The sequence below is a fragment of the Mesorhizobium sp. M0239 genome, assembly GCF_040321815.1.
Classification (GTDB): Bacteria; Pseudomonadota; Alphaproteobacteria; order Rhizobiales; family Rhizobiaceae; genus Mesorhizobium.
In genome coordinates, this window is record NZ_JAMYSG010000002.1 from 204694 (window position 1) to 217164 (window position 12471).

Here is a 12471-nt window from a genome sequence, read left to right on the forward strand (position 1 = left end):
AAGCCGGCGCGGTCCACCGCGCCGGCTTTTTCATGGGGAAAGCAGATCCGGCATTGTCCCGGATGAATCCCTGGCGATTCCCTTTGATCGCACAAAGCCCTAAACTGCCGACATGACCGAATCAAAATCCATGATCCTCGGCTGTGCCGGGAAATCGCTTACCCGCGAAGAAATCAATTTCTATCGCAATGAATGCCCGTGGGCCTTCATCCTGTTTGCGCGCAACATTGGCGAGACCGAACAGATCCGCGATCTGGTCGCCGAGATGCGGGACTGCCTAGGGCGTCCGGACGCGCTGGTGTTCATCGATCAGGAAGGCGGCCGCGTGCAGCGCTTGCGACCGCCGCTGGCACCGAACTATCCCGCCGGCGGCGCGCTCGGCGCGCTGTGGCGCGACGATCATGATGCCGGCGCCCGAGCGGCCTGGCTGATGGCGCGGCTGCATGCCTTCGACCTGCTGCGCTACGGCATCACAGCCGATTGCCTGCCGGTGCTCGATGTGCCGATCGAAGGCGCCAGCGATGTCATCGGCGCGCGGGCCTATGGCAAGGATCCGCGACCGGTGATCGAGCTCGGCCGCGCAGCCGCGGAAGGGCTGATGTCGGGCGGCGTGCTGCCGGTCATGAAGCATATTCCGGGTCATGGACGTGCCTTTGCCGACACGCATTTCGAACTGCCGGTGGTCAATGCCTCGCTCAGCGATCTGCAGCGGCATGATTTCGCCCCGTTCAAGGAGCTTAGCCATCTGCCGATGGCGATGACAGCCCATGTCGTCTACAGCGCGATCGACCCCAACAATCCGGCGACCACCTCCGGCAAGGTCATCGACGAGATCATCCGGCGCGAAATCGGCTTCGACGGACTGCTGATGAGCGACGACACCTCGATGAAGGCACTTTCTGGGGATTTCCCGACAAAGGCGGCCTCGATCCTTGCGGCGGGCTGCGATCTGGTCCTTCACTGCAACGGCGTTTTTGAGGAGATGGCCGGCATCGCATCGCGCACCATGGGGCTTGAGGGCACGTCGCTGGAGCGCGCAAAGCGGGCGCTGACCTATATAAAGAACCGTGACACGGTTGAAGAAACCGAAATACGTGCCGAATTCGCCACCTACTTCGATGCGGTGGCATAGCAAAGGGAAAGCGACAGGCAGTGGCGGAAACATTGGAAAGCAAGGCCGCGAAGGCCGCACCGATGGACCGTCTGTGGGCCGAGAATGACGATTCACGCGTTACCGGCGACCCGTCGCTGGTCGTCGACGTGGCCGGCTTCGAAGGTCCGCTCGATCTTCTGCTGCATCTTGCCCGCACCCAGAAGGTCGATCTGGCTCGCATTTCGATCCTGGCGCTGGTCGAGCAATATCTGACCTTTGTCGAGACGGCGAGGGCGCTCAGGCTGGAGCTTGCCGCCGACTATCTGGTGATGGCGGCGTGGCTGGCCTTCCTCAAGTCCAAGCTCCTGATCCCCAAGCAGCCCGGCGACGAGGGCGAAAGCGGCGAGGAACTGGCGGCGGTGCTGCAGTTCCGCCTGAAGCGGCTGGAAGCCATGCGCGACGCCTCGGCGCGTCTGGTCAACCGCAACCGGCTCGGCCGAGACGTGTTTGCGCGCGGCATGCCGGAAATGGTCATCGTCGAAAAGCGTAACGCATATTCGGCCTCGCTCTACGATCTCTTGACCGCCTATGCCCAGCAGCGCCAGAAGCAGGCGATCAACAATGTGACCATCGCCAGGCGCGGTGTCTGGTCGCTCAAGGACGCGCGCGACATCCTGACCCGCCTGGTCGGGGCTGCAAGCGACTGGACGGCGCTGGAGAGTTTTCTGATCGCATACATGACCAGTCCCGAGGAGCGGCGCACGGCGATCGCCAGTTCGTTTGCGGCCACGCTGGAGCTGGTGCGCGACGGCACGATGGACGTGCGGCAGGATCAGACGTTCGCGCCGATCTACCTGCGCGGCCGCACGCAGGCAATCAAGGCAGTCGAGGTGGCATCATGAGCGAACGCTTCAACGCTTCGGTTGTCCCGTTCAAGGTCGGCGATGAACCCGAAGAGGAGTTGCTTTCCCAGGATCCGGCCGAGCAGCAGCTACAGAACCCGGCCGAACGGCTGCATCTGGCCGAGGCCGTGCGCATGGCCGAGGCGATCGTGTTCGCCAGCGCTGAACCCGTCAGCGAAAAGCAGCTTGCGGCCCGCCTCCCTGACGGCATCAACATTGCCCTGGCCATGGCCGAGCTGCAGCAGATCTATGCGCGGCGCGGCGTCAATCTGGTGCGTGTGGGCGACGCCTGGGCGTTCCGCACCGCCGGCGACCTGGCTTTCCTGATGAGCCGCGATACCGTCCAGCAAAGGAAGCTCTCCCGCGCGGCTCTCGAAGTGCTGGCGATCATTGCCTATCACCAGCCGGTGACGCGTGCCGAGATCGAGGACATCAGGGGCGTGGAGACCTCAAAAGGTACGCTCGACACGCTGCTGGAAACGGAATGGGTGCGCATGCGCGGCCGGCGAAAGACGCCCGGACGCCCTGTGACCTACGGCACGACGGAGACCTTCCTCGACCATTTCGCGCTGGAAGAGATTCGCGATCTTCCTGGCATGGAGGAACTGAAGGGGGCCGGACTGCTTTCGGGCCGCATGCCGTCGAATTTCTCCATTCCGCAGCCGCCGGCCGATCCCGACGCATTGACCGACGACGAGGATGCGCTGACCGATATCGATCTCGAGGAACTCGGCCTGCTGACGCCGCGCGTCACGGAAGATTGACTGGCATTGGCGGCGAACTTGATGAGGATGCGCGGATTCGTAGCGGGCGTTCCCGTCGAAAATGCGTGACATCCGTCACCCTTTCATAAACTCTGTCGCAGTTGTGTTTGAATCCCAACGCGAAAACGCATAGATCATCGCCAGGGAAAACATTCGAGAGAGATTTGCTATGGGTTCATTTTCGATTTGGCATTGGCTGATCGTGCTGGTGATCGTGCTTTTGGTGTTTGGCCGCGGCAAGATTCCCGAGCTGATGGGCGATATGGCCAAGGGCATCAAGAGCTTCAAGAAGGGCATGGCCGACGACGAGGTTGCCGAAGACAAGCGCACCGTCGAACACCGTGCCGACGAGACCGTTGCGGCCGCGAAGGAAAAAGCCAGCAAGAGCTGAGCCAAAGGTTCTAGTCGGAACAGAGTGCCATGTTTGAAGTCGGCTGGACCGAAATGCTGGTCATCGCGATCGTCATGATCGTGGTCGTAGGACCCAAGGATTTGCCCAATATGCTGCGCACCTTCGGCCGCACGACGGCGAAGCTGCGCGCCATGGCGTCCGATTTCCAGAAACAGTTCAACGAGGCGCTGAAGGAAGCCGAGCTCGACGACGTCAAGAAGTCAGTCGACGAGCTCAGGGGTCTCAGCCCGATGGCCGAGATCAGGAAGCAGCTCAATCCGTTCGAACAGGCCGCGGCCGATGTTCGCTCCGGCGTCGATGCGGCGATGAAGCCGAAGCCGGCCGATCCGGCAAGCTCTGTCGCTTCGATCCCGCAGGCGGCCGAGCCGTTGAAGAACGGTGCAACGACCATGCCTGGCGTCAACGGACCGGAAGCAGCGCCAGCAGCGCCGATTTTCCCGGCGATGACCGACGAATCGGTGGTGACGACGTCAGTACCGGCGGCACCTGTCGTGGCGCCGAAGGCATCCGCGGCGAAGAAACTAACCAAGCCTGCACCGGCAAAAGCGACGCCGGCTGCAAAAGCTTCGGCAAATGGTGCAAAGGTTGCCGCGAAGGCAGCGTCTGCGTCCAAGACGCCGGCGAAGGCCGTGACGACGGCACAGCCTGAAACGCTCAGGGCCAAGACGCCCGCTGCGGCCAAGGCTATCGCGGCCAAGACTGTAGCGACCAAGACGGGGGCGAAAGCCGAACCGAAGCTTGCAGCGGTGAAGAAGCCGGTGGCCAAGAAGACGGCTGGAGCCGCCAAGTGAGCGTTTCGGACACCGAAAAGGACGAGATCGAGAAATCGTCGGCGCCGCTGATGGAGCATCTGATCGAGTTGCGCCGGCGGCTGATCTGGTCGCTGGGCGGCTTCTTCGTTGCCTTCCTGGTCTGTTTCTTCTTCGCCAAGAAACTGTTCAACCTCCTGGTCGTGCCGTTCAAATGGGCGACGCAATGGGCAGGGCTCGATCCGCACAAGGTCGAGCTGATCTACACGGCGCCGCAGGAATTCTTCTTCACTCAGGTCAAGCTCGCCATGTTCGGCGGCATGGTGATCGCCTTTCCGCTGATTGCCACGCAGATCTACAAGTTCATCGCGCCCGGCCTGTACAAGAACGAGCGGAATGCCTTCCTGCCGTTCCTGATCGCGTCGCCGATCCTGTTCCTGATGGGTGCGTCGCTGGTCTATTTCTTCTTCACGCCGATGGTGATGTGGTTCTTCCTCGCCATGCAGCAGGCCGGCACCGACGATCAGGTGCAGATTTCGCTGCTGCCGAAAGTGTCGGAATATCTCAGCCTGATCATGACGCTGATCTTTTCCTTCGGCCTGGTGTTCCAGCTGCCGGTGGTGACCAGCCTGATGACACGGGTCGGCATGCTGTCGTCCAAGGGACTGGCCGAGAAGCGCAAATGGGCGATCGTCATTGCCTTCGTCGTCGCGGCGATACTGACGCCGCCCGATCCGATGAGTCAGATCGGCCTGGCCATCCCGACCATCCTTCTCTACGAGGTCTCCATCTGGGCTGCCCGGCTGATCGAGCGCGATCGGGAAAAGCAGCGCGTGGCACGCGAGAAGCAGGATGCGGCGGACGAGGTGGCGGACAAAGCACCGGACGAGCCCCCGGCACCTGCCTCCTCATAGGCAACAGAGTGGCTGCAGCGGCGGAAAAACATAGTCGTCGCCCCGCCCATCTTGCATCGATCTCGGATGCGGTTTACGCCCTCTGGCTGAAACGCATCGCGCTCAAAGCGATGCGTTTCAGTTTGTTTTGAGCATGTCGTTGTCCCAAAATCGCTGTGCACTTTTGGGCGACATGCTACCCAGGAGCGTTCAAACCATGCTTGACATCAAATGGATTCGCGACAACCCGAAGGCCCTTGTCGAGGCGCTGGTGAAGCGCTCGTGGTCGGCCGGTGAGGCGCAGTCCATGGTCGACGGACTGATCGCCTCGGACGAGGCGCGGCGCGAGCACGTTACCGAACTGCAGACCAAGCAGGAGCGCCGCAATGCCGCGTCGAAGGAGATCGGCAACGCCATGCGTTCGGGCGATGCCGCCTTGGCCGAGAAGCTGAAAGCCGAAGTCGGCGAGATCAAGGTCTTCATCCAGAACGGCGAGGCGCGCGAACGCGAGCTCGACAAGGCGCTGACCGATGCGCTGGCAGTGCTTCCCAACGTGCCGTTCGACGACGTGCCTGTCGGCAAGGACGAGCACGACAATGTCGTCAAGCACCTCGTCGGCAAGGTGCCGACGCGGCCGAACTGGGTGAAGGAGCACTTTGAGATCGGCGAAGCGCTCGGCATGATGGATTTCGAGCGCGCGGCAAAGCTGTCGGGCTCGCGCTTTACGGTGCTGAAAAGCGGACTGGCCCGGATGGAACGTGCGCTCGGCCAGTTCATGCTGGACCTGCATACGACCGAACACGGCTACGAAGAAGTCATCCCGCCGTTGATGGTCAAGGACGATGTTCTGTTCGGCACCAACCAATTGCCTAAGTTCGAGGAAGATCTGTTCTTCACGCCGCACGGGGAGGGCAGGCTTGGCCTGATCCCGACCGCCGAGGTCCCACTCACCAACCTTGTGCGTGAAGAAATCACCGCGCATGAAAAACTGCCGCTGCGCTACACCGCGCTGACGCCGTGCTTCCGTTCGGAAGCGGGTTCGGCCGGGCGCGACACGCGCGGCATGCTGCGCCAGCATCAGTTCTACAAGGTCGAGCTGGTGTCGATCACCGATCAGGAATCGTCGCTTGCCGAGCACGAGCGGATGACGCAATGCGCCGAGGAAGTGCTGAAGCGGCTCGGCCTGCCGTTCCGCACCATGACGCTGTGCACCGGTGACATGGGGTTTGGTGCGCGTAAGACCTACGACATCGAGGTCTGGCTGCCCGGCCAGAACGCCTATCGCGAGATCTCGTCCTGCTCGGTGTGCGGCGATTTCCAGGCGCGCCGCATGGACGCGCGCTACAAGGACAGGGACGGCAAGGGCAACCGCTTCGTGCACACGCTCAACGGCTCGGGCACAGCCGTTGGCCGCGCGCTCATCGCTGTCATCGAAAACTACCAGAATGAAGATGGCAGCGTAACCATTCCTGAAGTGCTGCGGCCTTACATGGGCGGTCTGGAAAAGATCGAAGCGAAATAATGCGCATTCTCCTGACCAATGACGACGGCATTCATGCCGAGGGACTGGCGTCGCTCGAACGCGTCGCACGTACGCTGTCCGACGATGTCTGGGTGGTGGCGCCCGAGCAGGACCAGTCCGGCTATGCGCATTCGCTGTCGATCTCGGAGCCGCTGCGGCTGCGCAAGATTGGCGAGAAGCATTTTGCCGTGCGCGGCACGCCGACGGATTGCGTCATCATGGGCGTCAAGAAGATCCTGCCTGGCGCACCCGACCTGATCCTGTCCGGCATCAATTCGGGCGCCAACATCGCCGACGATGTCACCTATTCCGGCACCGTCGCCGGCGCCATGGAGGGTGCGCTGCTCGGCATCCGCTCGATCGCGCTCAGCCAGGGCTACAGCTATGTCGGCGAAGATCGCGTCGTGCCCTACGAGACGACAGAAGTGCTGGCGCCGGCGCTGCTGAAGAAACTTGTCGCGACGCCGTTGCCGGACGGCGTGCTGCTCAACGTCAATTTTCCCAACTGCACGCCCGAAGAGGTCGCGGGCACGGTGGTCACCACGCAAGGCAAGCTCGTGCACTCCCTGTGGGTCGACGAGCGCCGCGACGGGCGCGGCCTGCCTTACTACTGGCTGCGCTTCGGCGGCGAGCCGGTCGAGGGCAAGCAAGGCACCGATCTCTACGCGTTGCGCAACAGGCTGGTGTCGGTGACGCCGCTGCAGCTCGACCTGACCGCGCATGAAATCCGTGACCAATTGAGCAAGGCGCTTGCATGAACCAAGGCCTCCCGATCGATGACCGCGAAGGTTTTGCTGCCTTTCTGCTGCGCCTGCGCGGCCGGGGGACTGTGCCGAAGGCGCTGATCGCGGCCTTCGAGGCGACGCCGCGGCGCGGCTTCCTGGCGGCCCAGTTCCATCAGATCGCCTGGTCGGACCGTATGCTGCCGATCGAATGCGGCGAGGCGATCGAAGGTGCCGACATGCAGGCGGCGGTGATCGCGGCGCTCGCTATCGAGCAGGGCAACCGCGTGCTCGAGATCGGCACCGGCTCGGGCTACACTTCGGCGGTGATGTCGCGGCTGGCGGCGCGGGTCATCACCACCGATCGCTACAAGACGCTCGCCGAGCAGGCGCGGCAGCGCTTCGAGGCGCTCGGCATCGGCAATGTGATCGTGCGCCACGCCGATGGTTCCGGCGGGCTGCCGAATGAAGGGCCATTTGACCGTATCGTCGCCTGGGCTGCCTTCGACAGCCTGCCGCGCTTCCTGCTCGACCAGTTGTCGAGCGGCGGTATCGTCATCGCTCCGATCGGCCCCGAAGAGGGCGAACAGGTGCTGGCCAAGCTGACCAAGGTCGGCAGCCGCTTCGAGCGTGAAGACATCGGCCTCGTTCGCCTGCAGCCGATCCTGCGCGGTGTCGCCGCTGTCATCTAGCGCGTATGTCGATGTTCAGGCCGCGCCGCGTCGGGTGCGCGCGCCGTCTTCGACCCCGGCCGGCATGACCTGAAAATCTCCCCTGGGCTCGCTCTCTAATATTTTAAGAAAAATTGCGTCGGATTCCATGGGGTTAACCGTCGAGTAACATTAACGCGCTTTAATCATGCCTAGTTTGTACCGGGTATGTGCGGGTTAGTGCGATGCAACTCAGTGTTTTGAAGACAAACGGTCGCAATCTGGCGCGAGGCTGCGCCATACTGATGGTCGCGGGTGCCGCTGCGGGGTGCAGTTCCCAAGTTTCGCGGTTCAATGGCGTCGACGATGTCTTTACATCCTCGACCAACAATCAGCGCGCCATCATCAACAAGCAGGATGCCGTACAGCAGCCCTATCCGGGCGATGTCGCCGCCGCTCCGATCGATGGCAGCCATACACAGTCGGTCAGCCGCTCCAGCCTCGATCCGGTCTCGACGCGGCCGCTGCCGCCGCCGGTTGCCCAGGCTTCCGAAGTGGCGCCGGTGTCAAAGCCGGTACGCACCGCATTGGCCCCGGCACCGCATGTCGACAGGACCACGACCGGCACCGTCGCCCCAGTGGCGTCGCCTTTCAAGGTTTCGCAACCTGACGAACCCCGCGTGGCTGCTTCCGGCACTCCGCATGCAACCGAGATCGTCGTCAGGGACGGCGAAACGATCGGCGGCCTGGCGCAGCGCTACAAGGTGCCGTCCGACGTGATCATGAAGGTCAACGGGTTGAGCGCGACCAAGGGGCTGAAGACCGGCCAGAAGCTGGTCATCCCGGCCTACGCCTATTCGAGCAAGAGCGAGCCGAAGCTCGCGGATGCCAAGCCGGCGAAAGACACCAAGCACAACCTGCCGGCCACCGCGCCCGACAAGGTGGCCGTCCTGCCGCAGCAGCCGAAGCCTAGGGAGGGCAAGTCCGCCGCTCCGGTCGACACGTCGGCCGCCGCGAGCCAGCCCAAGGAGCCCAAGCCGCAGGTAGCTGCGGCCAAGGCGACCAATGCAGCTGGCACCTATACGGTTCAGTCAGGCGACACGCTTTCCTCGATTGCCAGGAAGACCGGTGTCGGTGTCGTTGCCATCAAGCAGGCCAACGGCATGCAGGATGGCTTGCTCAAGATCGGCCAGACCCTGAAGGTGCCTGCCGGTGGAACCGCGATCGTCGCCGCCGCCAAGCCGGCCAAGGTCGATCCGGTGACGACGGCCACGACGCAGCCCGCGGCAAAGACCACGCCGTCGGAAGCGCTGGCGTCCTACACGCCGCCGAAGAAGGATTCGAAGGTCATCCAGCAGGCCGAGGCCGACGACGCCGTCGCGCCAGACGCCACCGGCATCGGCAAGATGCGCTGGCCGGTGCGCGGCCGCGTGATTTCCGGTTTCGGCTCCGGCAAAGACGGCGTTGACATCGCCGTACCCTCTGGCACACCGGTCAAGGCAGCCGAAAACGGTGTCGTCATCTATGCCGGCGACGGCCTCAAGGAATTCGGTAACACGGTGCTGGTGCGCCACGAGAATGGCCTGGTCACCGTCTACGGCCACGCCAGCTCGATCGAGGTCCAGCGCGGCCAGAAGGTCAAGCGCGGCCAGGAAATCGCGCTGTCGGGCATGAGCGGCACGACGGACTCGCCGAAGCTGCACTTCGAAGTGCGCAAGAACTCCGCCCCGGTCGATCCGTCCGGCTATCTCGAATAGTCGAGGCTATCTCGAATAGAAGAAAAAAAGCAATTTTGCGGGCCGTCTGACCTCCAGTCCGGCCCGCCGGCTCAGCCCGTTCCGAAAGGAGCGGGCTTTTTCAGCTTCAACGCGACGCGCCAGTCTTCAAGCTTCAAAGATGATCACGCAGGGTGTCGGCGATCATGACGCCAAGGCTGCTGGCCTTGATGCCGAGAAGCGTCTCCGCGTCGGAGGAATCGACCAGCAAGGGATTGTCGAAGAGGTAGCTCATTTCGATGAGCTCATGCATGCCCGATGCCTCCATTTCGGGGATGGAATAGGAACGTGTCTCTGGAATTTCACGGTGAAGCATTGCCGCCGTCGTTAGGATGAGTTCCCGGGGTGAGGCGTGTTGCGATGGAACATGGAATGCTCGTCCCCATTCGCCCGTGTAGCGGGAAGCGGCGACCAGTGTCCTGGCCACGTCCTTCGTGAAGGACCAGGCATGAGTCGCGTCGAGGTTTCCAATGAAAGCAGTCGGCCTCCCCTCGATTATGGAGGGCAGCGCGACCAGTGAGAAAGAGCTGATCGCGCCATGTCCAAGATAATCGCTGGACCGCACTTCGACTGCCGGCACGTCCGCACGGACCGCGCGCTGCCACATGATCGTCCGGGCGGTTCCTTTCTTCGAAGTCGGATCCAGAGACAGGTCGGAGTGAAGCGGACTATCGGCATGTTCGCCATAGCCATAGAGGTTTCCGAGTATCACAAGCTTCGCGCCGACCGCTTCCGCGGCCCGCACGGTGCCGTCGATGATTGGGAAAAAGTCGGTCGGCCACCGGTGATAGGCGGCCATGGCACACATGAAAACGGCGTCGGCGTTTCGGCAGATACGCGCCAGTTCAACGCCATCGGTGGCATCGGCCTGCACCGCCCGGACGTTCCGCAACCCGTTTGAGCCGACACTCCGGCTCGTGAGAACGACATCATGTCCTTCTTCTCCCAGAAGGCGCGCGGTCTCGTGCCCGACCGGGCCTGCTCCGACAACTACATAAAAACCCATGGCAACCTCTCGTCCAAACTCTATGGAGAGGCGTAGGTACATGTCCCCGGCATTGAAAATCGCGCGGAAATTGCCAATTCTTGGACAGGTTTTGCCATGAAGTGAGAAAGCATGCATTCGCAGTCTGTTCCGGCTCGATTTCCGCCCGACGTCACAATGGCCTTCTGGCATATCGAAGCGGGCGTCCATCGTCTCTCCAAAGCGGCCCATCATCGCATCATGGTGCATGCAAGCGCGGCGACGCGTTCCTACTGCAATGAGGTTGGTCGATATTTCGTGAGGCGCGCCGGCGATATTGACCTGGTGCCCGCTGGCCAAGAGGGCGGTTTCGAGACTGAAACCCCGTTCGACACGATCGAGATCGCGTTACAACCAGCCCTGATGGAAAGGGTGGCGGCTGAGCTTGGCGGCAAGGCGCGCGCATTGCCGCTCGACACACGTCACCTGCTTCGTGATCAGCGCATCCAACATCTCGCCCGAGCACTCGAGAGCGATGTCAACGCAAACTCACCGAGTGGACCTTTGTTTGCCGACAGCATTGGCGCAGCTCTTGCGGTGAGGCTGCTCGGTCTTGACAATCTCGATGTCGACCGAAGAAACCGGTTGTCAGATGCCCAGCTCAAGCGTGTGTTGGAGCATATTGAGGCTGGCCTGCACGAGCCCCTTTCGATCCTCCGACTGAGCCGATTTGCCGGGGCGAGCAGCTCGCACTTGCGGGCTTGGTTCAAGGCGGCGACAGGCTTCACCCTGCACCGGTACGTGTTGCGACGCCGGGTCGAACGCGCACGCGTCCTGCTCCGGCGCGGGGATCTCAGCACAAGCGAGGTTGCGGAATTGACGGGCTTTGCGCACCAGTCACACCTGGCGCATTGGATGCGTCGTGAGATCGGCCAAACGCCGCGTGACTTGCGGCGGTCGCAGCCCAAATGATCTTGTCATTGGATGGCGTTGGCGACGCCACCCAACGTATCAGTCCCTCAGTGGCTTGCCGAGCCGGCCAGCCAGGTCCTGGGTGAACTGCCAGGCGACGCGACCTGAGCGGCTGCCGCGGGTGGTCGCCCATTCCAGTGCTTCGGCGCGCAGTTGCTCGGGATCCACGACAAGGCCATGGTGCCTGACATAGCCGTCGATCATGTCGAGATACTCGTCCTGCGAACATTTGTGGAAGCCGAGCCACAGCCCGAACCGGTCGGACAGCGACACTTTTTCCTCGACCGCCTCGGACGGGTTGATGGCGGTCGAGCGCTCGTTGTCGATCATGTCGCGGGGCAAAAGATGCCGGCGGTTCGAGGTGGCGTAGAAGATGACATTGGCCGGGCGGCCCTCGACGCCGCCTTCGAGCGCTGCCTTGAGCGATTTGTAGGAGGTGTCGTCATGGTCGAAGGAGAGGTCGTCGCAAAACAGGATGAAGCGGAAGGGCGCCGCCTTGAGCAATCCCATCAACTTCGGCAGCGTGTCGATGTCCTCGCGGTGGATTTCGATCAGCTTCAACGGCAGGTCGGACTTGGTCCTGGCGTTGATCTGGGCATGCACGGCCTTGACCAGCGACGATTTGCCCATGCCGCGCGCGCCCCACAACAATACGTTGTTGGCCGGATAGCCGCCAGCGAAGCGTTCGGTGTTGTCGACAAGGATGTCGCGGACGCGGTCGACGCCACGGATCAGGCCGATGTCGACGCGGTTAACCCTGCGCACCGGTTCCAGATAGCCCGGATCGGCCTGCCAGACGAAGCAATCGGCCGCGCCGAGGTCCGTTTGGGGCACCGGCGGCGGGGCGAGGCGGCTCACCGCTTCGATCAGCCGGTCGAGTTTCTGGTTCAGGGCTTCACTGCTGCTGTCGGTCATGGCTGTCTTTTGTTTCGCGTTTTGACGTGTGGGGGCGTGAAGCTGGCCGATTCCGTCTGATACAAAACCGGCTGCAACCTTTTGTTCGAGCGTGATCTTTTCCAAAAACTGGCTCGCGCTTTTCGCGATCCTGCTCTA

13 protein-coding genes are annotated in these 12471 nt (G+C 62.4%); 11 read left to right on the forward strand and 2 right to left on the reverse strand.

Annotation, left to right across the window (positions count from 1 at the left end; genetic code table 11):
• The first annotated feature begins 112 nt into the window (after positions 1 to 112).
• The 10 genes from nagZ to NKI99_RS02665 all read left to right on the forward strand — a co-directional run bounded on the left by nagZ (position 113) and on the right by NKI99_RS02665 (position 9464).
• Positions 113 to 1132: a beta-N-acetylhexosaminidase gene (nagZ, locus tag NKI99_RS02620; protein WP_128304010.1), complete on the forward strand. Its 1020-nt coding sequence runs from the start codon at positions 113 to 115 to the stop codon at positions 1130 to 1132.
• 62 nt (positions 1133 to 1194) lie between these two features.
• Positions 1195 to 1995, forward strand: coding sequence for a segregation and condensation protein A (locus NKI99_RS02625; RefSeq protein ID WP_050596706.1), 801 nt, complete (start codon positions 1195 to 1197; stop codon positions 1993 to 1995).
• A complete protein-coding gene (gene scpB, locus NKI99_RS02630; RefSeq protein WP_128304011.1) occupies positions 1992 to 2759 on the forward strand; it encodes an SMC-Scp complex subunit ScpB in 768 nt (255 codons plus the stop codon). Before NKI99_RS02625 ends, scpB begins: the two co-directional genes overlap by 4 nt.
• A gap of 169 nt (positions 2760 to 2928) precedes the next feature.
• On the forward strand, positions 2929 to 3150 hold the full coding sequence (locus NKI99_RS02635) for a twin-arginine translocase TatA/TatE family subunit (protein WP_023812188.1): 222 nt from the start codon (positions 2929 to 2931) through the stop codon (positions 3148 to 3150).
• A 29-nt stretch (positions 3151 to 3179) separates the two neighbouring features.
• Positions 3180 to 3962, forward strand: coding sequence for a Sec-independent protein translocase protein TatB (gene tatB, locus NKI99_RS02640; RefSeq protein ID WP_352609617.1), 783 nt, complete (start codon positions 3180 to 3182; stop codon positions 3960 to 3962).
• Entirely contained in the window at positions 3959 to 4834 is an 876-nt protein-coding gene (gene tatC / locus NKI99_RS02645; protein ID WP_023812186.1) for a twin-arginine translocase subunit TatC, read from the forward strand. The genes tatB and tatC overlap by 4 nt, the downstream gene beginning before the upstream one ends.
• A 196-nt stretch (positions 4835 to 5030) precedes the next feature.
• Complete coding sequence (gene serS / locus NKI99_RS02650) at positions 5031 to 6335, forward strand: serine--tRNA ligase (protein WP_352609618.1); 1305 nt, start codon at positions 5031 to 5033, stop codon at positions 6333 to 6335.
• Positions 6335 to 7093: a 5'/3'-nucleotidase SurE gene (gene surE / locus NKI99_RS02655; RefSeq protein ID WP_023812184.1), complete on the forward strand. Its 759-nt coding sequence runs from the start codon at positions 6335 to 6337 to the stop codon at positions 7091 to 7093. Before serS ends, surE begins: the two co-directional genes overlap by 1 nt.
• Complete coding sequence (locus NKI99_RS02660) at positions 7090 to 7749, forward strand: protein-L-isoaspartate(D-aspartate) O-methyltransferase (RefSeq protein WP_023812183.1); 660 nt, start codon at positions 7090 to 7092, stop codon at positions 7747 to 7749. Before surE ends, NKI99_RS02660 begins: the two co-directional genes overlap by 4 nt.
• A 203-nt stretch (positions 7750 to 7952) precedes the next feature.
• A complete protein-coding gene (locus NKI99_RS02665) occupies positions 7953 to 9464 on the forward strand; it encodes a peptidoglycan DD-metalloendopeptidase family protein (RefSeq protein WP_352609619.1) in 1512 nt (503 codons plus the stop codon).
• A gap of 133 nt (positions 9465 to 9597) precedes the next feature.
• On the opposite strand, the gene NKI99_RS02670 is transcribed toward NKI99_RS02665, so the two are convergent.
• The gene (locus NKI99_RS02670) at positions 9598 to 10488 is read right to left on the reverse strand and encodes an NAD-dependent epimerase/dehydratase family protein (RefSeq protein ID WP_023812181.1); all 891 of its coding nucleotides are present in this window, start codon (positions 10486 to 10488) and stop codon (positions 9598 to 9600) included.
• Between the two features lie 111 nt (positions 10489 to 10599).
• On the opposite strand from NKI99_RS02670, the gene NKI99_RS02675 reads away from it, so the two are divergent.
• Positions 10600 to 11418, forward strand: coding sequence for an AraC family transcriptional regulator (locus NKI99_RS02675; protein WP_352609620.1), 819 nt, complete (start codon positions 10600 to 10602; stop codon positions 11416 to 11418).
• A 39-nt stretch (positions 11419 to 11457) separates the two neighbouring features.
• Here the strand turns inward: NKI99_RS02675 and NKI99_RS02680 are convergent, their stop codons facing one another.
• Entirely contained in the window at positions 11458 to 12333 is an 876-nt protein-coding gene (locus NKI99_RS02680) for an ATP-binding protein (protein ID WP_352609623.1), read from the reverse strand.
• Between the last annotated feature and the right edge of the window lie 138 nt (positions 12334 to 12471).

Bases quoted from the DNA above. Each gene is read 5' to 3' on its own strand.
- nagZ (WP_128304010.1), top strand. From the start codon at position 113: ATGACCGAATCAAAATCCATGATCCTCGGCTGTGCCGGGAAATCGCTT.
- NKI99_RS02625 (WP_050596706.1), top strand. From the start codon at position 1,195: ATGGACCGTCTGTGGGCCGAGAATGACGATTCACGCGTTACCGGCGAC.
- scpB (WP_128304011.1), top strand. From the start codon at position 1,992: ATGAGCGAACGCTTCAACGCTTCGGTTGTCCCGTTCAAGGTCGGCGAT.
- NKI99_RS02635 (WP_023812188.1), top strand. From the start codon at position 2,929: ATGGGTTCATTTTCGATTTGGCATTGGCTGATCGTGCTGGTGATCGTG.
- tatB (WP_352609617.1), top strand. From the start codon at position 3,180: ATGTTTGAAGTCGGCTGGACCGAAATGCTGGTCATCGCGATCGTCATG.
- serS (WP_352609618.1), top strand. From the start codon at position 5,031: ATGCTTGACATCAAATGGATTCGCGACAACCCGAAGGCCCTTGTCGAG.
- surE (WP_023812184.1), top strand. From the start codon at position 6,335: ATGCGCATTCTCCTGACCAATGACGACGGCATTCATGCCGAGGGACTG.
- NKI99_RS02660 (WP_023812183.1), top strand. From the start codon at position 7,090: ATGAACCAAGGCCTCCCGATCGATGACCGCGAAGGTTTTGCTGCCTTT.
- NKI99_RS02665 (WP_352609619.1), top strand. From the start codon at position 7,953: ATGCAACTCAGTGTTTTGAAGACAAACGGTCGCAATCTGGCGCGAGGC.
- NKI99_RS02670 (WP_023812181.1), bottom strand. From the start codon at position 10,488: ATGGGTTTTTATGTAGTTGTCGGAGCAGGCCCGGTCGGGCACGAGACC.
- NKI99_RS02675 (WP_352609620.1), top strand. From the start codon at position 10,600: ATGCATTCGCAGTCTGTTCCGGCTCGATTTCCGCCCGACGTCACAATG.
- NKI99_RS02680 (WP_352609623.1), bottom strand. From the start codon at position 12,333: ATGACCGACAGCAGCAGTGAAGCCCTGAACCAGAAACTCGACCGGCTG.